Here is a 22,287-nt window from a genome sequence, read left to right as displayed (position 1 = left end):
GCTCGCTAGACGGGCTCAATTTCAGGGCCCCGCTTAGTCCTGTGCGCAGCAGGCTTCAGCCTGAAAATATGCGGCCGCTCGGCGTCGCAGTCAAGAAAGTACGGCAGCCCCGAAATCACCATTGCGGCGACAGCCCCCAGGCCGTGCAACCCAGGCTCATTGAGCTGCGGAACACCGATCCAGTGCAGACCGGCAGATCGCAAGCCTGTACGCTCGTCTGGGTTACTTAGCTGGTTAGCGTCCTGAGTGATGATGGCGTCGAAATCCCGTTCCGCCAGGCATTCAAATAGCTCTACGTCCTCCACACCTCTCAAAGTTTCCTGTCCCGGGTGCCGGAAGACATGCTTGCGGAAGAGCTTTGTAAGTGGCTCCACCATGGCGCCATAGGGAAGGTTTTCGTCGATGTAGATCTTCAACTGGAAACCCGCCGCTGCTGAACAGAGTAATCGAAGTCCGCGGCATCCAATGCTGCCTTTGCAGAGACCTCCGGATAGTAGTGATGAGCCTCCTCCGGCTCGACTGAGCCGTCACTAAGGAGGAGAGCGACAGTGTCATAACGCAGGCGCGTGCCGGCGATAGTGGGCCAGCCCCCCATGCGCTTCTCGCGGACTTCGATGTTTTGCCGGGGCCGGCGGAAGTCCACAACGTCTTGTCCTTGCAGGTTTGTAAAAGGGGCAAAAACGTCTGCCATCGACAAGAGAACGGTTTGACCTCGCCGTTTCACGAGGTCCACCATGTCTTTTCCCTCGTCGTCGACCAGGTAGACCGTCTTTGAGTCGGTGACCAGTTGGTAGCTGGACGGATGGTCGGTGAGGTCGTAATCCTGCAGAGTGCTCAGCGCCGTACGGATGCGCTGGAGGGGAAGTTCTCGGCGCAGCCGAACAAAGGTCCGCAGCGCGACAACGTCGCGGAACGAGTACAAAGCCCTGGGCTTCGAAGCTACTTCCGGAGCTAGGAGTGCGGGCGCGGAGCGCCAGTGGCTCAGCTGCGACATGGAGGCGCCAGTAAGGACTGATGCAAGCTCGGACGGGAACGTCACTTAAGCCACCAGCCTTTCTGTAAAGAAACATGGAAGTTTGCCGCAGCGGAGGCGCGCCCCGTCTACTTCGCACTAAATCTAACAGCCTCCGCTCCAATGCCAATTCCAGTTCCGCCCGGCGGGTCTTGATTTCAGGCTTTCCATCCTCACCCCTATCATCAAGCTTGCGTCTGAATCGAGCATATTTGGGGAAATCGAGGGCGTACCGGAGGGTATGCCTTTTGTGGATCGTGATGATGTCCGAGCAAAAGGGCTGCACCGTCACAAACAAGCCGGCATTTCCGGAACCTACGAGGATGGCGCGGACGCCATCGTTGTTTCCGGCGGCTACAAAGACGACCGCGACCACGGCGACTGGATTCTGTACACCGGCCAAGGCGGAAGGGACAACAACACCGGCCGCCAGGTTAAGGACCAGACGCTTACCAAAGGGAACAAAGCCCTTGTGCTGAGTGAGGAAAGGGGCCTGCCGGTTCGGGTCATCAGGGGCGCCGGCGGCGACCCTGCGCACTCTCCGAAGAAGGGCTATCGGTACGAGGGCCTCTTCTACATCGTCCGGCACTGGGTATAAGACAGCTACGACGGTCCACAGATTTACCGCTACGAACTTCGCAAGCTGGACGGCCAGGGTTCATGGACCCCGCCGGCGGACTCTAAGGCGGGCAGCAATGGCGGCGGGGTGCCACCGGAGGGCAGCAAGAACCCTGGGCGCCAGGCATCCGTCGTCCAGCGGCTCGTCCGGAACAGCGCAGTAACGCAGTACGTAAAAGAGCATTACGGCTACACCTGCCAATTCTGCGGCATCCGCCTGGAAGTTGATGCCGGCGCTTATGCCGAAGGCGCTCACATCCGCCCACTGGGCGGAAAGCATGGGGGTCACGACACCACGAGCAACGTTCTCTGTCTCTGCCCCAATGACCATGTGCTCTTTGACAAAGGCGGTCTATATCTCGATGACGACCTCCGCATTCTTGAAAAGGCAACTGGCACAGTTCGCGGAAAACTGAAGCTCAGCCACACCGTAGATGCTGCCAACGTTTCCTATCATCGGGAGCACGTAGCGGGCGTCTAAAGCGACGACGCCATGGGCGCCCTCCAATTACGTATCTGTCCGTAAAGCCTTTTTCGTTGAGGCAGCGTCGCCCTTCTTCTTACGTGCTCGCTCGAACCGCCCAAGTGCCAGCATGGACTCATAAGGCCAGTCCTGACGCTTTCCGCCCTGCGGCATCTCCCAGGGCTCAGCTTCGCCTATAGGCATGTAGCCCCACAGCCACCGATAGACCCGGGCGAATACCGGAACGCCTTCCTTTCTTCTGAACCGCCACATCAAGTATTTGTTTGGAATATCGCCCAGTAACCACTTCAGCACCGGCAACTGCGCCAGGAACTGAAAGGCGAGTGACCTTGCCGACGGTGGTCCGGGCTCCTTGAAAAGGGCTCCCGTCTGGGAAACGCGAACCCATCGGACGCCCGTGGCGTCCGTGAATCTGAGCACGGCGTAGTCCCAGCCAAGCTGCTCGTCGTGAACCTCCACTTCCTCGCCCGGCCTAAGCATGGAGTCGGAAAGATGAATCGGCTCGGCATTGTCAGTAGTTGTTGACGCCCGCTCTGTCCCAGCCACATAGGCCTCCCAGTGCCGGGACCAGTGCAGCGTTACCCATCCGGACAAGGTCACCGGGAGTTCCGAATCATTCCGCAGTCGAACGGAGCGGGAGATCCTGCCGTAGCCGCCGCCCCCAGTGTCGACCCAATGCTCCTGAACGCTCAGATGTATGCGGCTTGCTTGCACACGTTGCTGGTCCGCCCGGCTTCGCCGTCTATCGGCAAGCCCTTGCCCGAGAAGGTAAACAGCAGTGGCGGCCACGACAACGTTTCCAATATCGCCAGCCGTTTGCCAGGCCTCAGCCACCGGATCAACAACAGAATCAGTCATGCAACTGATTCTGCCTTGCCGGTTAGCGCAACCTCGGGCAGCGGCGTGCCCCCTCCCCTGTTTCCTCTGTGGCGAACAGGGCTGGGTTTACAGGTGCTGGTCCAGAGAATAGACGCAATGACAGAAATGCCACCCTTTAGGCGTCGGAGACTTTCGGCCCCAATGTCTGTGGATTATCTGTAGTCCCGTCCAGACAATGAAACCGTGAAAAGCCCAGACGCTTGACCCTCAATGGTCCTGGCCCTTGGGGGCCTGGACCTCCTCCCCCAAATCCACGGACCTTTGCCGCCCCACGGGTTGTCTATAGGTAAGAACGCTTTCCCGCCAGGGCCCCGCCCGTTAGCGCCCAAGTTCCCGCGCCAGTAGGGGAATCGCGAGGAAAAGGGCGGTGAGCAGAATGCACAAAACCCTTCAAAACGAGCATCAATTCATAGGAGAAAGATTGCCCAAAACACCGCTGAGGACTTGCAGCCAACCAGGCTGCACCAGGCCGCATCACTCTCATGGGCTCTGCGCTCCACATGCGCGCAAGCGACTTCACGGCCTGCCAAAGTGCGAAGAGCCAGGTTGCTCCGCTGAGGCCATCAAGCTGGGCTACTGCCGGCGCCATGAGGGACGGTTGCTTGACCAACTGCCTGATGGCGAGCTGGACGCCATTCTGGAGGATGCGGCAGCGCACATAGTGGCTGACCGATTACGGGCTGCTGGTTATGGACCGGCAGCGTGGAAAGCGAGGGCTACGCACACTGCAAGGTCAGCGGTAAGGACTGGCTGGTTCACCGCCTGCTGTATCTGGTTTTCATCGGCCCCCATCCGCAGACTCGTCAGCTTGACCACCTGTGCGGCGGCCCTTCTGCTCACGGGCAGACCGAGTACGACCGTCGGCGCTGTGTCAACCCCCGTCACCTACAAGCGGTGACGGCGCGAGTCAATGCCAAGCGACGAGTCCGCAGGGCCCGCCACCCGGGAGCCGAGTTCTGGATGGACGCGGACGACCACGGCAAGACGTCCATTCCGCTCATGCTCTGGGCAGCCCGCCACGGGCTGCCAGGAGCCGTGCCAGGGCACTGGAGAACCCGAATCCCGAGCAACAGAAACTAAAACCAAAGGAGAAGGAAATTGACTGACAAGGCAGATCGGTATGAATACTTCCGCCCCGTGAAGAGCGGCAGTGAGCGTATTGCCGATGCCGAAGCGGCGTGGGACCCTACCCCGCCGCCCGACCCGGAAACCATCGACTGGAAGCCTACCGAAGTTGCCCCGGGGTACTGGAAGACGCCCGGTGACGCCCGGACCTTCCGCTCGGAAGATGATGCCCGCCGTGCCGGGCTGAGTGTCTACGCGCGGGCACAGCGCGACTACGCCAACTACGTGAATGCCCTCATCGTGCCCGCGAAGACGCCGGGCCAGGAAGAGGCAGAAGAGTATGAAGCGGCGAAGGCAAAGGCCATCGCCGAAGGCGTCAGCTCTGACGCCTGGAATAACTCGCCGGATGTCCGCGCCAAATATCTGCCCGACAGCAGGACCGGCGCGGAACTGTGGGAAGAGCACAAGCGCAAGAACCACATGAGGTAGCTCTCCCCCGCCAGACGGGCCGGGCCGCTGGGGGCCCGACCCGTTACTTCCGAATCCGTACAGCAACACAGGCGCTAACACCCCCGGGGCGAATGAGCCAGGCCGATGGGGGTCCTCCCCACCCCTTTTAATCATCCCTCGATCCGCCCCCTCCCAGAAAAGGAACAACCCCGAAATGCTCTTAGTCTCGAACCGACTGATCACGCTTCACATACATACAAAGCAGCAGCGTAAGGCCGCTTCTGCGGCTGCTGCCGCCATGGACGCTAACTGCCGGGCCTTGGCGGCCCTGCTGGATACCGCCGGAATTTCTCACCAGTCAACGGGCCACAGCGGCAAGGTCCGGCGCGTCGTCATTTACTACGCTTCATCTGACCGGGCAAAGGTGCAACGCTTCGCTGCCTTAGTCGGAGCTGTCCTGGGGTGCACTCCGCCCGCAGTTGGCTACAGCAGCCCGAGGGTATTTCAGGTGAAGGTGGCAGGAAATAAGGCTGAAACGATGTATGCGTTGCTCCACGATTACGTGCTGCCGGAAACCGCAGAGCGGATGGAGCGAGCCTTAGCCTTAGTCCGTGCGACCCGCCGCGCAGCGCCTTCGAGGGCCTCCGGCGCCCCCGCCCATGAGACCGCATCCGCCGCTGAGAGCGGTTCAAGATCCGATTGACCCTTTCCCCACTGCCGATCCCTCGCAGCGCCAAATAAGGCGCTTGGAGGGCCTTTAGGGTGCTGAATGCGGAAGCCTCAGAGGAGGTGAAGGCGCAAGGTGCCCTGCCCACATTGACGGGAACGCTACTCCAAACCCATCGAGCGAATGTATGACCTGTTTGGATCATGTTTGGATTCCACTTCTTGCCAGTACTTCCAGCGCCCGGCGAGGTAGGCTCGGCGTTCCTCACTCATCATGACTGAGCGATCTAATGCCTCAGTCGGATCGCCCAATATTTTGGCATCGAGTCCCGTCTCAGCATGCGTGCTGTACATGGGCGAGAAGGCAAAGGGTTTGGGGCCCTTAGCAGTCATAGTTACCGTCACGGAGTTGGCGTGATCATATCTGGGCCTTAAGGCATCGAACGTCATGAAGAACTCGTCAGCCGCCCGCCGTGAATCCCGCTTGTGCCGCATTTCATCGGGGCTTGCGTGGCCTCCGCCCCACCCAAACTCACTCTCACGCCCGTAGATGAGCAAGAACTGAGGCTTCAACGGCCGATTGTTATGGAGATCGTCGAACATGTACCGCTGTCTAAACAGCGCCTTATTAGAGTCCTTGTCAAACCACGAGCGCCAGTCGTTGAGTTGGTCGTGGGCGGCGGTGAACTCGGCACTGGGGCGGCCTGACTTGAGGAACCAGCGCTTAGAGGGTTTCTCGATCTCGATAACAATCGGCGTGATTAGGCCGGAGGATTTGGTGACCCACATGAAGTCTGGTTCGAACGCGCGTCCGGCTCCGGTCAGAGTCGGCAGCCGAAAGACTGCCGAAAGTTGAGAACCATGGTGACCACCGGGACCGATGTCGCCGCTTCCACCCGGAATCATTGCGGGGTGAAGCTCCAAGAACTTCTGAACTGCCGGCTCGTCAGGATCCGTGCTAAGCAACGCGTACCACTCAGACATCACTTGGTCGGAGTAGTTGGTCCATTCCATAGGGCGTGGACGCTGAGGCGTGCTGTCTGGCTCCGGAGCCATGGGGAAAGCGCTCATGGCGGGTTCTTCCTCGATCATGCCTTGATCCTAGCGACAGACTGATTCGACATAGGACCGGCCCACCGTTGGAATGAGTTGAGGTTGCAGCGCCGAAGGAGTTCCTGTCTTTCAACCGATGAGATATTGGACGGCCTCTTGAAGCTAAGGCATTCGGTCCGGGCAGCCCCGTCATTTGCCTCGCTTCTATGTCTCACAAGTGGCGAAGCGTAAAAGGTCACATCAAGACGTTGCAAGACACGGCTCCGGAGGGCGTCGGCTGAAGGGGTCAGAGGTATTCAGCGCTCTAACAAGTTGTAGTAGGCCGTGCCATTGTTCCAGCTAACTGGATGCAGCAACGTTCCCACCGCAGGGTTGAGTGCACTCCACATCATTCCGTCCCCGGCGTAAATGCCGACGTGACCCCAGCTATCGGGGCCCTGCGGATTCTGAACCACCAGGTCTCCCGGCTGCGGGTCATCTGTTCGAACACCCGCACGCCACTGTTCCACTCTTGGCAGCTCGATGCCGGCCTGCCTGTAGATCCACTGAACATACCCAGAGCAGTCCCAAGCCTTGAAGGCCGTGCCGCCCCAGACATATTTGCCGCCAAGGCCCTCCTGCGTGAACCGCAAGATGTTCTGGCGCAGCTGGCTTAAGTTTCGCACCTGTCCAACTTTTTGATTCCCTGCAGCAGGACTCAAACAAGATGCAGCAGCTGTGTCGGTTTCCAGGGCGGCAAAAATTGCTGTCGCTGTCGGCTCCCACTGTGCATACAACTCCGGAAAAGCAGAAACCTGAACCGCCTGCGCAGCCCGCCCCTTATCCATGGCCTGCCACCCGGGGACATCCAACAGTCCACGTGGGCTTCCATGGTTGGGACCTGTCGGTCCGCCGTAGAACGCGCGGGCATTGTAGGAGGCGTCCATTAGCTCGGATACAGTGCCCCACCCCGCAGCCGGGCGTTGTTGCGCCGACCCAATTGAATCGTGGTCCGTTCCCATACCGTCATTGGGGAGATTAAGGGAACCAGGCACTCCCGGATTCGCAAGCATGCGAAGGCCAGATTCCTGAAGCGCCATCATGATCGAGATGATTTGTCCGGAACGCGGCACACCCAGTTGCTTCCCCACCGAAATGTAAGCCCGCGCGACGCCCTCTTGACGAGGCGTCAATACGTAGAGCAGTTTGCCAGCGTCGCGGACTTCCACGCCCCCAGTAGTTCCCGCGGTCACTGCACGACTGTCCGCGCTACCCGGAGTACAAGCAACAGCACGCTCTCCAGTCGCCTCGGCAAGTACAGCCACGACGCCAACAAAGGCGATCAGCCCGCCGAGTACGACGACAGCAACAACGGCGGTAACGATCTTAAGTAAAGCCCGTCGTCGTGCCACGACGGCAATCGCTGCCAGAGCCGGCATCAGTAGACGATCCGCTCGGCGGTCGCATAAAAACCAACCATGGCGCATCTGTCAGCCGGAGCGGTGACCGCTGGCGGACAATTGACCATCACGGTAACTGGCGCTGCGTAAGCATTCTTGCCCGCGGTCGACTCGTCCACAACCTGGACGGTCACCGTGCACACGTGGAGGCCCTCCCAAGGGGCCGGGTACTCCTTGACCTTGGCCAGTTCGCGGTCGCAACGGACGGCTTCAGCGGTACCGGTTCGCCGCGCAGACTGTCCAGTCAGCACAGTGAAGCTCCCTGCGGTCACGCCAGTCCCCTCGAACTCCCGCACCAGTGCGGACAATGGATTGGACCCATCAGGGAGAAGCGCCCACCAGGACCGCACCCGCGCATACACGTCGGAATACGACGACGAGCGACTGTCCCAGGTGTAGATTCCCTGCGCCGCCGCCAAAGCAAGTGTCCTGTAATCCCTTGTGCTCGGCAGCTTGCCATCCGTTGCGGCAACCGATGATTCCCCTTCGATCGGAGCAGCGGTGGATTGGACGTGAACTGGCGGCGTAGCTGATGGCGCCCCCACTGCGGGCGCAGTTGCCGACGCCAACGGTGCCGCCTCCCTGCCAGAGTGATCAGACGGCCAGAGCAGAAAGATTGCGCCGCCTGTAAGTAAGGCAACGATCCCCACAGCGAACCAACGTTGACGGCCAAACTCTCGAATCGAATTCATCGTCCAGCTCCGATGATGACAGGCATGGCCTACACCACGGGTCTATTCACTTCGTGCTGGAGGACACGCCAAGCGGCACGATACAGCTGCCGCGCAAAGCCGATATTCACGGCGATGTATCTCTCGGTGACGCCCAGCTCAGCCGCCAGATCGGCCATTTGCACGGATCGGTCTGGTCCCCGCAGTCCGGGACGCACAATGGAACCAGCAACTCGCCGAAGCACAACGGTGGGAAGGCAGTCCGCGGCCATTCGGCAAAGGTCATCAAGGCCGATCTCAGGGTTGGGACGGCAGTTCAGAGCCGTGTTGATAGTCTGGGCGGTCTGCCGGACGACCGTTACGGCGTGCCACCGCCGCCGGTCCTGGGGAGTCGGAGATCCATAGTGGCGCGGCCCGACAAGACTGGACACAGCGAGCTTCCAGGTTTCCTCAGCCACGCTTCGATGGACCAGATCCAACATCGCGTGCGCCCACGCCTGGTCGACACATCCTTCGGTGCTGCCCAAAAGCGAGCCAGTATCGATGACGGCGAGAACCTCGGGCGGGGTTTCCGTGGTCGTGAAATCTATGAGCAACGGCAAAGTCCGGTGACTTAGTTCTCGCCGGATGTGCGCAGCACAGATCTTGTTGCAGACCCCCTGAACCCAGGCTTCAAAAGGAATTCCGGGAAGTTCTCGGTATTTTCCCTTTGCTACCCCGTCCCAGACAGCGACGCGGATGTCCTGCATGACGTCGTCAACATCGCAGGATCGTCCGATTCGTCCCAGACGGGAAATGACGTAGCGGTTCACGCCATCCACGGCGACCAGAATCCGGTCGATTGGGACGACGGGCTCCCCCGCCTGAGGAGCGCCTCGCAATGAGACATCCACTCCGGAAGGAGTTGTTGGGTGACTCTTGACTTGATGGGCCTCGGATTCAATTTCCATGGCTTCACCGCTTTGATGTTCAGATCGAGTATGGGCGGCGCCGTGCAGGCGGCTCCGGTGCGTGGATTCGTAGATCCAACAACGATCAGCAGAAGCTATGGAATTTATTGTCAAAGATACTTAAGATATCGTCAAGAGTGCTGTTCTTACTTTTTCGTATTTCTTGGGGAAGAATGGCGCTATGCCGAGAATCACGCGACCGCACGACGCAGCCTGGTCGGCCGATGTCGAAGCTGCCGTCGCGACTTTCGGCAACAGGTCGCGCAACGAGATCCTCCGATTCCTTACCGCCGGCGGGCCTGCAACCCGCGGCGACATCGTCGCGGCTGTCAGCGCGGGAGACCCCAGCGTGGCCAAGCATCTCGCAGCACTGGAGGCAGCGGGTGTGGTGTTGGTCGACGTCGAACCCGGGCGCAGGCATGGACGATCACCTCGGTACTCCGCAAACCCTGCCCGGATCAAGGAGCTGCTTGACGCACACCTAAAGTACTTGCTGGAGGAACACCAGTAGCCGAAAAGCGATTAGCCGGACTGCTCGGGCGGTTGTGACGATTCGGACTGCGACGAAGCCGCTGCACGCTCGCCCTCCGGCCGCCGGCTGATGTCCCTGTTCAGGTACTCCGTGATAGCTCGCAGTGTCTCCGGCGATACGTCCCCAAGGGTTCGGGTCGCAAAAGTCTTCACCCTCGCAGCCCGCAGGGACCGGACGAACTCCAGCTGCGAATCGATGCGCTGGGGCAATTCCCCAGAATCCGAGTCCAAGAGATACGCAGGATCCACGCCGAAAATTTCGCATAATGCGTGCAGCAAGGTGGGGTCGCTCACCAATCGCCCGGTCCCGTCCTTCATGTAGAACCAGCGCGCCCTGGAGAGCTTGATTCCTCTGTCCGCCAGCTTCTCGTGAACCTCGCGGAATGTAATTGGCTGCCCTCGTTCTGCCACGGCGACGTCGAGAAGCAGATTCAGGCGCCGGGCCAGCTCAGCTTGAGGAGACAAGGCAGTACCAGAAGGGCGTTCGTCGTCGCCGGACACCACCCACCTCCCCTCCACTGCGATACCGCATCGAGACTGTACGTGATGCTCAGTATTCCGTTGCTCTACCTCTTGTGCAACGAGAGCCTTCAACGTCTTCCGCGGGCTCACTTAGGGGCGTATTGTTCTGCTGTAGACCCGTCTACAGCGTGTTCCTCAGAAGTGAGTTTTCATCACCAGGGTTATGGTCTCCATGGCGAACATCATGATGCACCGGACGCGAAGCCAGATCATTCGCTTCTTGATTGCCCATGGGCCAGCAACGTGCCACGACGTGGCTGCTGCTCTGGATGTTCCTTCGCCTTCCTTGCACAGTCACCTAGCCATCCTTCGTGAAGCGGGCATCCTGACATTTGCGTCAGAACAGTACGGGGCCGAGATTGAGGAAATCCAGAGGCACCACGAACGCTTTGCAGCTGAGCTTCAACCTTCGGGCACGGGCGACAAGAATGTCGTCGCAGAAGTCTCTCACCATTCGATGTCGCCATCCCGCTCCGAAAACTGTCCCGGAACATCGAAGTGATCCGGGTGAAAGAGGTCGGACTTAGGTCACCCCAAGGCACCAAAACCGTCGGGGCGCCGGCTGGCCATCCATTGCTAACGGCGACGGAAACTGCAAGTGTTCGCGACAGCGTCGACGGCCCCCAATATCTGTAATGGCAGCCCCGGTCGGTGCGGACCCCACAAGACAGGCCGGTTAGAGTGGGCGTACGTCCTCTATTTACAGCCCTCGAGGATGCCGGCAATAGAATCATGCTCCGCCTGGGTGACCCAAAGACTGTACTTGGCCTTGACGGAAGTTTGGCGGGCGACATACTCGCACCTGAAGGCTTTGTTCGGCGGCAGCCACGTCGCTGCGTCACTGTCGCCCTTGGCGGCATTGGTCGGTCCATCCGCAGCCATGAGGTTCAGCGGGTCGTTGGCGAGCTCCTCGCGTCGCTCGCCGCTGAGCTGCTGCGCACCCTTCTGCCACGCATCACTCAGCGGTACGACATGGTCAATCTGGACCTTCGAGCTCGTGTCCTGGCCGCGGACGAAGGTGATCGTTGCGCCGGTGTACTTGTCGGCCAGGGTGCCGCTGGCAACTACACAGTTGTTGGTGCCAGCTTTGAAGGTCTTGTCGATGAGGTCCCGGGCAAGAATGTCATTGCGGGTATCACAACCGTTGTGGTCAATATCCGCCCAAGCTGGCCCGAACTGATCGCGGGTATAGCCAGTCTTGGGCGCCCGACCTTTTACCTGGATGGTCTCCAGTTGGACGAGCGCCCTCGCTGCGTCGCCGGCAGCTTCCGGAGCTACCGTCGCCCGCCCCGGGATGCCTGGAGCAGATTGGGCGGCTTCGAAGGCGTGGGCTGTGCCATCGCAACCTACTAAGGACGCAGCCAGCATCAATGCGGTGGCGGCAGTCAGAACTTTGGCGGGCAAGCAGGTGGTCTTCATGGTCCTCTGGGTCAAAGGGGTCGTTCCACGCTAGCTTCGACCCACGCCTTCCGCGGGTAACCATCTCCGTGGTGCCTGCCACACAGGAGTGGCCAGTCACCATTTGGGACCATCCGCACTGGCGCACTGTGCACCTCCCGGACAGGAAACCGGCCCGCTTTCTCAGTTGGCCGTAGCCAGCCTGACTTTGGAGCGGGTACCGATCAACCGTTCCTTTGACACGGGCAGACTTGCAGGAAGCGAACCAGTGCTGCCGGGAAGTATCTCGCTGAGCTTGGCAATTTCGAGGATGTGCTCGGAGGTGAAGATGATCTTTCCTTTGCCCCAGCACGCGTGGGGGAACCGTCCGCTGGTTGCGCCGTCCCGAAGCCATGACTCTGTGCAGCGCATGAGAGCAGCAGCTTCGGCCGGTTCAAAGAACTCGATGTCCACGGAAACCTCCAACAGAATGGGGACCTGTTTCCATGTTCATGCCAGCAGGAAGACCCTCCGACATGACCTGAGGGCGGTCACCGCTGGAAGGCAGTGACCGAGCGCTCCGTGGCATCAGCACCAGCCTGCAGCGCCTCCGGCATCAAGTGCCCATAAACCTGTTCAGTGGTCCTCGTGGACGCATGTCCCAGTCGGCGCGAAATGGTAAACAAGGGCACGCCATCCTGAATTAGCCATGATGCGTGAGTATGGCGGAGGTCGTGGATCCGAGGGTCTTTAGTTAGGCCGTTCCCCTGGGCCGTGCGAACGGCTGGAACCCAGTAGTGATGCCAGTACAGCTTGTGGATAATGCGCTCACCCTTCGGCGTCGTGAACACCAGCTCCTTACCCGGCCGACTCGCGACCAGCGGGATCAGCAACTCCACAAGCGCAGGATTGAGCCCTATCGTCCGCTTACCGGCGCCTGTCTTCGTCGCCCCGATGTAGAACTGATTCTGGCCGTCCCGCTTCCACGCCTTGTTGATCCGGGCGGTAGGCGGCTTGGACAGCAGATCAACGTCCGCCACGGTCAGCGCGGTGGCCTCGCCAAAGCGGGTGCCAGTCATAACAAGGAAATTGGTGAAAGCCTTGTACCGCTCCCCCATGCCCTCCATGATGAGGCTGAACTCCGCATGGGTCAGGAACATTGCCTCGTCCTCGGCTTTCTCAATTCCGGGAAGCTGCACGCCGCGGCAGGGGTTCCGCGTGATGTAGCCGAGCATCTCCGCGGTATTCATGGCTGCCGAGATCAAGCCGTGGATGTTGTGGATCGTCTTGGGTGCCTTACCGTTGGCCATCATCGACTTCACCCAGTGCGCGATGACGCGATAGTCGAGCTTGTCCACAGGAACGTGCCCGATGACTGGCCGGATGTGGAGCTCCAGCATGGTCTGGTACGTCTTGACCGTTCCGCTCGATGGGCGGACCAGCAGGTCAATGTGTTCCTGGATGACTTCAGCCACAGTCGGAGGGCGTTTTTCATTCGTCAGGATGGCGTGTTGGGCAATTTCGAAGGACTGCCCGTTGGCGTCCAGCAACCTCTTTAGGGTTTCAGCTTCGACGAGACTAGCGACTGTGAGGCCCTGCTGTTCACGACTCTTCGGGTCCCGCCACAGCACCATGTAGGACGATGAACCGTCCTTTTTGGTGCGTTTTCGAATGCTGGCCACACAAAAAACGGTACGCCGCTGTCAACACTTTCGGCAGATTTGTCAACACCCTAAGGAGAAACAAACCCCTGACCTGCGGAAACACTGTGCCCGAGGTGGGACTCGAACCCACACACCTTTCGATACCGCATTTTGAGTGCGGCGCGTCTGCCAATTCCGCCACTCGGGCGCGGAATACGTGGAGAGCAACCCGCTACGCCCACAGCTGACTGTGAGCAACGCGATCGCTTCACGTACGCGGAATTACTCTACATGCAGATAGGCTGAATTCCAGAATCGCGCCGCCGTCGCCGCAAACGAACCCCTGCAAGCCAAGTACAGCCGCGGTGGCACCTAAGATAGTGATGTCCCGCCGTACCTTTTCAAGGAGATCCCGTGACTGAACAGACGGAGTCCAAGCCCACGTCCCAGCCGGCGCGCCGCGTCATTGTGGCTGAAGATGAAACCCTCATCCGCCTCGACATCATCGAGATCCTGCGCGGTGAAGGCTACGACGTCGTGGGCGAGGCGGACAACGGCGAGAAGGCCGTCCAGCTTGCCGAGGAGCTGAAGCCGGACCTGGTCCTCATGGACGTCAAGATGCCCGTCATGGACGGCATCTCGGCCGCCGAAAAGATCGTCAAGGCCCGCATCGCCCCCGTGGTGCTGCTGACCGCCTTCAGCCAGAAGGAACTGGTGGAGCGCGCCCGCGACGCCGGCGCCATGGCCTACGTGGTGAAGCCGTTCACGCCCGCCGACCTCATCCCCGCGCTGGAAATCGCGCTCTCCCGCCACGAGGAAATCAAGGCCCTGGAGGGCGAGGTTTCGGACCTGCAGGAGCAGTTCGCCACCCGCAAGCTCGTTGAACGCGCCAAGAGCCTGCTGACCACCAAGATGGGCCTGACGGAGCCGGAAGCCTTCCGCTGGATCCAGAAGACGTCCATGGACCGCCGCCTCAGCATGCGCGAGGTCGCCGAAACCATCATCAACCAGGTCAACTAGCGCCGGGCCGGGCCGGATCGATTACGACGACGGCCCGGAACCACAGCAGGAACCGTCCCCACAGCGAACGGCCACCACAGCGAAAAAGGACCCCTGCCAAAAGGCAGGGGTCCTTTTCGTTTACCTGAAGACTAGGCCTGGACCTGTGTCTTTTTCTTCTTTTCCGGCCAGGGGCCGAGCTTTTCCTTGTTGCTGGTAACTTCCCCGGCGCGGGTGGAGTCGGCGAGGTCGCCCACCTTGTGCACCTTCAGGGAGTTGGTGGAGCCGGCCTTTCCGGGAGGCGAACCGGCGGCGATGACCACCAGGTCACCATCCTCCACCAGGCCCATTTCCTCGAGGCTGCGGTCAACCTGTGCGGTCATGGCGTCCGTGTGGTCCACCATCTGCACCAGCACCGGCTGGATGCCCCAGGTGAGGGCCATCTGGTTCCAGACCTGCTCCACCGGGGTGAAGGCGAAGACCGGCTTGATGGGCCGCAGGCGGGACAGGCGGCGGGCGGAGTCGCCGGACTGGGTGAACGCACAGATGTACTTGGCGTCCAGCTGGTCGGCGATTTCGACGGCGGCACGGGTGATGGCACCGCCGCGGGTCCGGGGCTTGGTGCCCAGCGGGGGAACGCGTTCCAGGCCGTGGACCTCGGTGGACTCGATGATCCGGGCCATGGTCTTCACGGTTTCGATCGGGTACTTGCCCACGCTGGTCTCACCGGACAGCATCACAGCGTCGGCACCGTCGAGGACGGCGTTGGCGCAGTCGGAGGCCTCGGCGCGGGTGGGGCGCGGGTTGTCGATCATGGACTCGAGGACCTGGGTGGCCACGATGACCGGCTTGGCCCAGCGGCGTGCCAGTTCAACGGCGCGCTTCTGCACGATCGGCACTTCCTCCAGCGGCAGTTCCACGCCGAGGTCGCCACGGGCCACCATGATGGCGTCGAACGCATCGATGATCTCGGGCAGCTGCTCCACTGCCTGAGGCTTCTCGATCTTGGCGATGACCGGCACGCGGCGGCCTTCTTCATCCATGATCTCGTGTACGCGGGTGATGTCCGACGCGTCGCGGACGAACGACAGCGCCACCAGGTCCACGCCGCGGCGCATTGCCCAGCGGAGGTCGTCCTCATCCTTTTCGCTCAACGCGGGAACGTTGACGGCCACGCCGGGGAGGTTGATGCCCTTGTTGTTGGACACCATGCCGCCGACGGTCACCTCGGCGACGACCTTGACGTCGTCGACCTCGATGGCGCGCAGTGCAACCTTGCCGTCGTCGATCAGGAGGGCATCGCCCACCTTGACGTCCTCGGTGAGGCTCTTCAGGGTGGTGGAGCAGATTTCCTGGGTACCGGGTACGTCCTCTGTGGTGATGGTGAAGATGTCACCCACGGCCAGGGCGTGCGGGCCGTCCACGAAACGGCCCAGGCGGATCTTGGGGCCCTGGAGGTCGGCCATGATGGCCACGGCCTTGCCAAGGTCGGACGCTGCCTTGCGGACGTTCTCGTAGGTGTTGTCATGCACGGTGTAGTCACCGTGGCTCATGTTCATGCGGGCGACGTCAACGCCGGCTTCCAGCACCGCGAGGGTGTTTTCGTAGCTGGCAATTGCCGGGCCGAACGTAGCCACAATTTTTGCGCGTCTCATATACCTACCCTATTGGTCACTTGCATTGGTTAAGTTGTCGGCGAGGTGAACCCTCGGTGCAGTCCTAGAGGACGGCGATGGCGCGGTCCGTCGGGGCGACGGGTGCGGGAAGGATGGTGCTTCCCATCAGGTACTTGTCCACTGCGGCAGCGGCTGCGCGGCCCTCGGCGATGGCCCACACGATCAGGGACTGTCCACGCCCGGCATCACCGGCAACGAAGACGCCTTCGGTGTTGGTCATGTAGTAGCCGTCGCGGGCCACGTTGCCGCGGCCGTCGAACTCGGCGTGGACCTGCTCAGCGATCCCGGCCGGTTCCGCGCCGGTGAAGCCGAGGGACAGGAACACCAGGTCGGCGGGGATGATCCGCTCAGTGCCGGCCTTGGGGAGGCGCTTGCCGTCGACGAATTCGGTTTCAGCCACCTTGACGCCGGTCAGCTTGCCGTTCTCGCCAACGAACTCGACGGTGGAGGCGAGGTAGGTGCGTTCGCCGCCTTCCTCGTGGGCGCTGGCCATCTCGAACAGGGTGGGGAACGTCGGCCACGGCTGGTGGCTGGCACGCTCCGACGGCGGCTGCTTGCCGATGGCGAGGGTGGTGACGGACGCTGCGCCGTGCCGGTGGGCCGTGCCCAGGCAGTCCGCACCGGTGTCACCGCCGCCCAGGATCACCACATGCTTGCCATGGGCGTTGATCTGGTTTTCGATGGTCTCACCGGCGACGGCGCGGTTGGCGGGCACCAGGTAGTCCATGGCGAAGTGGATGCCGTCGAGGTCCCGGCCCGGGATGGGCAGGTCCCGCGGTACGGTGGCGCCGGTGGCGATCACCACGGCGTCGTACCGGCGGCGCAGCTGCTCCCAGGTCACGTCCGTGCCAACGGCGACGCCGGTCCGGAAGCGGGTGCCTTCCGCTTTCATCTGCTCGACGCGGCGGTCCACCTGCTCCTTTTCCATCTTGAAGTCGGGGATGCCGTAGCGCAGCAGGCCACCGATCTTGTCGTCCCGCTCGTAGACGGCAACGGTGTGTCCAACGCGGGTGAGCTGCTGGGCCACCGCGAGGCCGGCAGGGCCGGAGCCGACGACGGCAACGGTCTTGCCGGTAAGGCGGGTGGGCGGCAGCGGGCTGACCCAGCCGTTGTCCCAGGCCTCATCGATAATCGAGACTTCCACCTGCTTGATGGTCACGGCAGGCTGGTTGATCCCCAGCACGCAGGACGCCTCGCAGGGCGCCGGGCACAGCCGGCCGGTGAACTCGGGGAAGTTGTTCGTGGCGTGCAGCCGCTCAATGGCTTCCTCGCCCTTGTCCCGCCACGTGAGGTCGTTCCACTCGGGAATGAGGTTGCCCAGCGGGCAGCCCTGGTGGCAGAACGGGATGCCGCAGTCCATGCAGCGCCCGGCCTGTGCCTTCAGCGTGCCCTTTTCCTGCGCCTCATAGACTTCCTTCCAGTCCATGATGCGCACGGGCACGGGACGGCGCGGCTGGGTTTCCCGCTGGCGTACTTTCAGAAATCCGCGTGGATCAGCCACCGGTCACCTCCAGGATTCGAGACCATACTTCTTCGCCGTCGGGGTCAAGGCCCTCTTCGATGGCGTCGAGACGGGTTTGCAGCACGGCCGCGTAATCGCGCGGCAGCACCTTGGTGATGCGGGCGGCGGTGTCATCGAAGTTCTCGAGGAGGCGCGCAGCCAGCTGGGAGTCAGTTTCTTCCACGTGCTTGACCAGCAGGCCGTGGACGATGTCGCGGTCCTCGGCATCCAGCTCGCGGAGCTGGAGTTCGCCGGACTGCAGGGCTTCCTTGTTGACCTTGGCAGTGTCCAGGTCAAGGACGTACGCGGTGCCGCCGGACATACCTGCACCGAAGTTGCGGCCAGTGCGGCCGATGATCAGCGTCTGGCCACCGGTCATGTACTCGCAGCCGTGGTCGCCGATGCCTTCGGCGACGGCGGTGGCTCCGGAGTTGCGGACCAGGAAGCGTTCGCCCACCTGGCCGCGCAGGAACATTTCGCCGCTGGTGGCGCCGTAGCCGATCACGTTGCCCGCGATGACGTTGGTTTCCGCCTTGAAGACATTGGTGCGGTCCGGGCGGACGATGATCCGCCCACCGGACAGGCCCTTGCCCACGTAGTCATTGGAGTCGCCGAACAGCCGCAGGGTGATGCCCGCCGGCAGGAAGGCGCCCAGGGACTGGCCGGCGGTACCGTTCAGCGTGACCTCGATGGTGTCCGTGGCCAGGACGTCGGTACCGAAGGTCTTGGTGACGACGTGGCCCAGCATGGTGCCCACGGAACGGTCGGTGTTGATGACGTCCACAGTGATCTTCACCGGGCTGCGGTCGGTCAGGGCCTCGGTGGCCATGGTGATCAGGCGCTGGTCGAAGTGCTTGTCCAGCTCGTGGTTCTGCCCGGTCATGTTCCGCAGCGGCGCGTCGTCGTCGAACTCCAGGCCGTGCAGGATCGGGTCCAGATCCAGCCCGTCGGCCTTCCAGTGGTCGATCGCCTCACGGCTGTCCAGCACCTCGGCGTGGCCAATGGCCTCCTCAAGGCTGCGGAAGCCAAGCTCGGCCAGGATCTCCCGGACTTCCTCGGCGAGGAATTCGAAGAAGTTGACCACGAACTCGGGCTTGCCGCTGAAGCGTGCGCGCAACTCGGGGTTCTGGGTCGCGACGCCCACCGGGCAGGTGTCGAGATGGCAGACGCGCATCATGATGCAGCCTTCCACCACCAGCGGGGCGGTGGCGAAACCGAACTCCTCGCCGCCCAGCAACGCTGCGATGACAACGTCGCGGCCGGTTTTGAGCTGGCCGTCCACCTGGACCACCACGCGGTCGCGGAGGCCGTTGAGCATCAGGGTCTGCTGCGTCTCGGCGAGGCCCAGCTCCCACGGAACACCGGCGTGCTTGAGCGAGTTCAGCGGTGAGGCGCCGGTGCCGCCGTCGTGTCCGGAGACAAGTACGACGTCGGCCTTCGCCTTGGTAACGCCGGACGCCACGGTGCCGATCCCGACTTCCGAGACCAGCTTCACGTGCACCCGTGCCGAGGGGTTGGCGCGCTTGGCATCGTAGATGAGCTGAGCGAGGTCCTCGATGGAGTAGATGTCGTGGTGCGGGGGCGGGGAAATGAGCCCGACGCCGGGGGTCGAATGCCGCGTGCGGGCCACCCACGGGTAGACCTTCTGCGCCATCAGCTGGCCGCCCTCACCGGGCTTGGCGCCCTGTGCCATCTTGATCTGGATGTCGTCGGCGTTGGTCAGGTAGAGGCTGGTCACGCCGAAACGTCCGGACGCAATCTGCTTGACTGCAGAGCGGCGCTTCGGATCCAGGAGGCGGTCAACGTCCTCGCCGCCTTCACCGGTGTTGGACTTGCCGCCCAGCTGGTTCATGGCGATGGCCAGCGTCTCGTGGGCCTCCTGGGAGATGGAGCCGTAGCTCATGGCCCCGGTGGAGAACCGCTTGACGATGCTGGAGACCGGCTCCACTTCCTCGAGGGGGACGGAGGGCCGGTTGCTGTTGAACTTAAGCAGGCCGCGCAGGGTCATCAGGTTGGTGGACTGGTCGTCCACGCCCTTGGTGTAGGCCTTGAAGATGTCGTAGCGGCGTTCGCGGGTGGCGTGCTGCAGCCGGAACACCGTCTCCGGGTTGAACAGGTGCGGCTCGCCGTCGCGGCGCCACTGGTACTCGCCGCCGCCCAGGAGCGGGCGGTGCGGCTGTTCGATGCCGCCGTCCGGGTAGGCCATCTGGTGCCGTGCGGAGACCTCGGCAGCGATGACGTCCAAGCCCACGCCGCCCAGCTGGGAGTGCGTTCCGGCGAAGAATTCGTCCACCAGTTCCTGGCCCAGGCCCAGCGCTTCGAAGGTCTGGGCGCCCGTGTAGGAGGCAACGGTGGAGATGCCCATCTTGGACATGATCTTCAGGACGCCCTTGCCCAGGCCCTTGATCAGGTTGTAGACGCCGTCCTGCGGGGTTACCCCGGTGACGTCGCCTGCAGCGATGAGCTGCTCCACGGATTCCATGGCCAGGTACGGGTTGACGGCGGAGGCGCCGTAGCCGATCAGGACGGCAACGTGGTGCGTCTCGCGGACGTCGCCGGCCTCGACCACAAGGGCGGTCTTGGTGCGGTTGGCGCTGCGCAGCAGGTGGTGGTGCACGGCGCTGACCAGCAGCAGGGACGGGATGGGCGCCCACTGTGCATTGGAGTCACGGTCGGAGAGCACGATGTACTGCACGCCGCGGTTGATGGCGCCTGAGACCTGCTCGCAGATCTCCGTGAGCCGGGCGCGCAGCGCATTCTCGCCGCCTTCGGGGCGGTACAGGCCGCGGACCTTCATGGCCACGCGGTTGCCATCGGCGTCCTCGATGTTGGCGATCTTGGCCAGCTGGTCGTTGTTGATTACCGGGAACGGCAGCTGCACCTGCGGCTGACGGACCTGTTTGGTGTCCAGCAGGTTGCCGTTGGGTCCGATGGCGCAGGTCAGCGACGTCACCAGCTCTTCGCGGATGGCATCCAGCGGCGGGTTGGTGACCTGCGCGAAGGACTGCACGAAGTAGTCAAAGAGCAGGCGGGGGCGCTTGGACAGCACGGCCACCGGAGTGTCCGAGCCCATGGCGCCGAGGGGCTCGGCGCCGGTGCGGGCCATGGGACTCAGCAGGATCTTCAGTTCCTCGGTGGTGTAGCCGAAAGTGCGCTGGCGGATGTTCACGGACGCGGCAGTGTGCACCACGTGCTCGCGCTCGGGCAGCTCATTGAGGTCGATCAGGTTGTCCTTGACCCACTCCGCCCACGGGTTGGCGGCGGCAACTTCGGCCTTGACCTCTTCGTCGTCGATGATGCGGCCGGCCTCGGTGTCCACCAGGAACATCTTGCCCGGGGACACACGGCCCTTCTTGACCACCTTGGAGGGTTCGACGTCGATCACGCCCACCTCGGAGGCGAAGACGATCAGGCCGTCCTCGGTGATCCAGAACCGTCCGGGGCGCAGTCCGTTGCGGTCCAGGGTGGCGCCGACCAGGTTGCCGTCGGTGAAGGAGACGGCCGCGGGGCCGTCCCAGGGTTCCATCAGCAGCGAGTGGTACTCGTAGAAGGCACGGCGTGCAGGATCCATGGTGGCGTGGTTTTCCCAGGCCTCCGGGATCATCATCATGATCGCGTGCGTGATGGGGCGCCCGGACAGCCAGAGGAGCTCGGCTACCTCGTCGAAGGACGCGGAGTCGGAGGCACCGGGGGTGCAGATGGGGTACAGCTCTTCCGGCGAGTCGCCCAGCAGCGGGTTGGCCAGCTGGGACTGGCGGGCGCGCATCCAGTTCCGGTTGCCCTTGACGGTGTTGATTTCACCGTTGTGGGCAATGGTCCGGAACGGTTGCGCCAGCGGCCAGGACGGGAAGGTGTTGGTGGAGAAGCGCGAGTGCACGATCGCGAGCTTGGTCTTGAACCGCTTGTCGGAGAGGTCCGGGTAGAACGGCTCCAGCTGGGCAGTGGTGAGCATGCCCTTGTAGACGATGGTGCGGGAGGACAGCGACGGGAAGTAGACGCCGAACTTGTTCTGGGCGCGCTTGCGGATGCGCCAGGCGCGGGCGTCGAGTTCGTTGCGGTCCAGTTCCCTGCCGTCAGCGGCTGCAAAGAACGGCTGGGAGAAGTAGGGCATGCAGGCACGCGCCATGGCGCCCACCAGGTCGGCCACCACGGGCACTTCACGCCAGCCAAGGACTTTGAGTCCCTCGTCGGCGGCCAGCCCCTCGATTCCGGCCTTGGCAGCCGCGGCCTCGCGCTGCTCGGCAGGAAGGAATGCGGTGCCGGCAACGTATTGGCCCGGAGCGGGCAGTTCGAACTCGGTGACCGCACGGAAGAACTCGTCCGGGATCTGCATGAGGAGACCGGCGCCGTCACCCGTGCCTTCGTCAGCGCCTACGGCGCCGCGGTGCTCAAGGTTGCGCAGCGCGGTCAGTGCGGCGTCAACGATGTCATACCCGGGCTCGCCGCGCAGGGTGGCGATGATCGCCAGGCCGCAGGCGTCCTTCTCCTGTTCCGGGTTGTACAGCCCGGCAGCCTCCGGCATGGCGGCAAAGCGCTTGAACGGCGACATTGCAGCCTCAGGCTGATCCGGTTCGGACCAGCTGGGAGTGTTAAGAGTTTGGGTCATGGGAGACGTCCTTCCTCCTGATCGTGCGTATGGAAGGGACACCGTTGGCCCCACTCGTCGGCGCCGTTGCAGGGGCACAACAAAGTGTTGATTACTGGAAATTGTAGGTCAGCGCAGCCTGCTGAACTAACGGTTACGCAGGCCC

20 protein-coding genes and 1 tRNA gene are annotated in these 22,287 nt (G+C 62.4%); 6 read left to right on the top strand and 15 right to left on the bottom strand.

Annotation, left to right across the window (positions count from 1 at the left end; translation table 11 throughout):
* Positions 1-5: 5 nt before the first annotated feature.
* Both VXJ37_RS06490 and VXJ37_RS06485 read right to left on the bottom strand, forming a co-directional pair.
* A complete protein-coding gene (locus VXJ37_RS06490) occupies positions 6-416 on the bottom strand; it encodes a hypothetical protein (protein WP_331322233.1) in 411 nt (136 codons plus the stop codon).
* Complete coding sequence (locus tag VXJ37_RS06485; protein WP_331322232.1) at positions 413-922, bottom strand: DUF433 domain-containing protein; 510 nt, start codon at positions 920-922, stop codon at positions 413-415. Before VXJ37_RS06485 ends, VXJ37_RS06490 begins: the two co-directional genes overlap by 4 nt.
* A 259-nt stretch (positions 923-1,181) precedes the next feature.
* On the opposite strand from VXJ37_RS06485, the gene VXJ37_RS06480 reads away from it, so the two are divergent.
* Together VXJ37_RS06480 and VXJ37_RS06475 are read left to right on the top strand one after the other, a co-directional pair.
* Positions 1,182-1,610, top strand: a complete 429-nt coding sequence (locus tag VXJ37_RS06480) for a YDG/SRA domain-containing protein (RefSeq protein WP_331322484.1) — start codon at positions 1,182-1,184, stop codon at positions 1,608-1,610.
* 108 nt (positions 1,611-1,718) lie between these two features.
* Entirely contained in the window at positions 1,719-2,111 is a 393-nt protein-coding gene (locus tag VXJ37_RS06475) for an HNH endonuclease (RefSeq protein WP_331322231.1), read from the top strand.
* A gap of 27 nt (positions 2,112-2,138) precedes the next feature.
* On the opposite strand, the gene VXJ37_RS06470 is transcribed toward VXJ37_RS06475, so the two are convergent.
* Complete coding sequence (locus VXJ37_RS06470; protein ID WP_331322230.1) at positions 2,139-2,972, bottom strand: hypothetical protein; 834 nt, start codon at positions 2,970-2,972, stop codon at positions 2,139-2,141.
* Between the two features lie 1,119 nt (positions 2,973-4,091).
* Here VXJ37_RS06470 and VXJ37_RS06465 point away from each other — a divergent pair.
* Positions 4,092-4,547 carry a hypothetical protein gene (locus VXJ37_RS06465; protein WP_331322229.1) on the top strand — a complete coding sequence of 152 codons (456 nt, stop codon included), beginning with the start codon at positions 4,092-4,094 and terminating at the stop codon, positions 4,545-4,547.
* Between the two features lie 789 nt (positions 4,548-5,336).
* Here VXJ37_RS06465 and VXJ37_RS06460 read toward each other — a convergent pair.
* The 4 genes from VXJ37_RS06460 to VXJ37_RS06445 all read right to left on the bottom strand — a co-directional run bounded on the left by VXJ37_RS06460 (position 5,337) and on the right by VXJ37_RS06445 (position 9,287).
* The gene (locus tag VXJ37_RS06460) at positions 5,337-6,266 is read right to left on the bottom strand and encodes a Shedu anti-phage system protein SduA domain-containing protein (RefSeq protein WP_331322228.1); all 930 of its coding nucleotides are present in this window, start codon (positions 6,264-6,266) and stop codon (positions 5,337-5,339) included.
* A 257-nt stretch (positions 6,267-6,523) separates the two neighbouring features.
* Entirely contained in the window at positions 6,524-7,645 is a 1,122-nt protein-coding gene (locus tag VXJ37_RS06455; protein WP_331322227.1) for a C40 family peptidase, read from the bottom strand.
* Positions 7,645-7,917 carry a hypothetical protein gene (locus VXJ37_RS06450; RefSeq protein WP_331322226.1) on the bottom strand — a complete coding sequence of 91 codons (273 nt, stop codon included), beginning with the start codon at positions 7,915-7,917 and terminating at the stop codon, positions 7,645-7,647. Before VXJ37_RS06450 ends, VXJ37_RS06455 begins: the two co-directional genes overlap by 1 nt.
* A 470-nt stretch (positions 7,918-8,387) precedes the next feature.
* Positions 8,388-9,287, bottom strand: coding sequence for a hypothetical protein (locus VXJ37_RS06445; RefSeq protein WP_331322225.1), 900 nt, complete (start codon positions 9,285-9,287; stop codon positions 8,388-8,390).
* Between the two features lie 181 nt (positions 9,288-9,468).
* On the opposite strand from VXJ37_RS06445, the gene VXJ37_RS06440 reads away from it, so the two are divergent.
* Positions 9,469-9,798 (top strand): ArsR/SmtB family transcription factor, encoded by a 330-nt coding sequence (locus VXJ37_RS06440; protein WP_331322224.1) that lies wholly within the window; start codon positions 9,469-9,471, stop codon positions 9,796-9,798.
* Positions 9,799-9,809: 11 nt separating this feature from the next.
* Here VXJ37_RS06440 and VXJ37_RS06435 read toward each other — a convergent pair whose 3' ends face one another.
* Entirely contained in the window at positions 9,810-10,319 is a 510-nt protein-coding gene (locus VXJ37_RS06435) for a hypothetical protein (RefSeq protein WP_331322223.1), read from the bottom strand.
* Positions 10,320-10,512: 193 nt separating this feature from the next.
* Here VXJ37_RS06435 and VXJ37_RS06430 point away from each other — a divergent pair, with 193 nt between their 5' ends.
* On the top strand, positions 10,513-10,842 hold the full coding sequence (locus VXJ37_RS06430) for an ArsR/SmtB family transcription factor (protein ID WP_331322222.1): 330 nt from the start codon (positions 10,513-10,515) through the stop codon (positions 10,840-10,842).
* Positions 10,843-11,036: 194 nt separating this feature from the next.
* Here VXJ37_RS06430 and VXJ37_RS06425 read toward each other — a convergent pair whose 3' ends face one another.
* From VXJ37_RS06425 to VXJ37_RS06410, 4 genes are all read right to left on the bottom strand, one after another.
* Positions 11,037-11,759, bottom strand: a complete 723-nt coding sequence (locus tag VXJ37_RS06425) for an HNH endonuclease family protein (protein ID WP_331322221.1) — start codon at positions 11,757-11,759, stop codon at positions 11,037-11,039.
* A gap of 162 nt (positions 11,760-11,921) precedes the next feature.
* Complete coding sequence (locus VXJ37_RS06420; protein WP_331322220.1) at positions 11,922-12,191, bottom strand: hypothetical protein; 270 nt, start codon at positions 12,189-12,191, stop codon at positions 11,922-11,924.
* 77 nt (positions 12,192-12,268) lie between these two features.
* Positions 12,269-13,399, bottom strand: coding sequence for a tyrosine-type recombinase/integrase (locus VXJ37_RS06415; RefSeq protein ID WP_331322219.1), 1,131 nt, complete (start codon positions 13,397-13,399; stop codon positions 12,269-12,271).
* Positions 13,400-13,486: 87 nt separating this feature from the next.
* Positions 13,487-13,568 (bottom strand) — tRNA-Leu (locus VXJ37_RS06410).
* Between the two features lie 206 nt (positions 13,569-13,774).
* Here VXJ37_RS06410 and VXJ37_RS06405 point away from each other — a divergent pair.
* Positions 13,775-14,380: an ANTAR domain-containing response regulator gene (locus VXJ37_RS06405; protein ID WP_141940978.1), complete on the top strand. Its 606-nt coding sequence runs from the start codon at positions 13,775-13,777 to the stop codon at positions 14,378-14,380.
* A 131-nt stretch (positions 14,381-14,511) separates the two neighbouring features.
* Here the strand turns inward: VXJ37_RS06405 and pyk are convergent, their stop codons facing one another.
* From pyk to gltB, 3 genes are all read right to left on the bottom strand, one after another.
* Positions 14,512-16,014 carry a pyruvate kinase gene (gene pyk, locus VXJ37_RS06400; protein ID WP_331322218.1) on the bottom strand — a complete coding sequence of 501 codons (1,503 nt, stop codon included), beginning with the start codon at positions 16,012-16,014 and terminating at the stop codon, positions 14,512-14,514.
* 64 nt (positions 16,015-16,078) lie between these two features.
* Positions 16,079-17,536, bottom strand: coding sequence for a glutamate synthase subunit beta (locus tag VXJ37_RS06395; RefSeq protein ID WP_331322217.1), 1,458 nt, complete (start codon positions 17,534-17,536; stop codon positions 16,079-16,081).
* Positions 17,529-22,142, bottom strand: coding sequence for a glutamate synthase large subunit (gene gltB, locus VXJ37_RS06390; RefSeq protein WP_331322216.1), 4,614 nt, complete (start codon positions 22,140-22,142; stop codon positions 17,529-17,531). Before gltB ends, VXJ37_RS06395 begins: the two co-directional genes overlap by 8 nt.
* Positions 22,143-22,287: the final 145 nt, after the last annotated feature.

This window comes from Pseudarthrobacter phenanthrenivorans, from assembly GCF_036455295.1.
Classification (GTDB): Bacteria; Actinomycetota; Actinomycetes; order Actinomycetales; family Micrococcaceae; genus Arthrobacter; species Arthrobacter phenanthrenivorans_C.
This window is presented reverse-complemented; position numbering and strand designations above follow the sequence as displayed.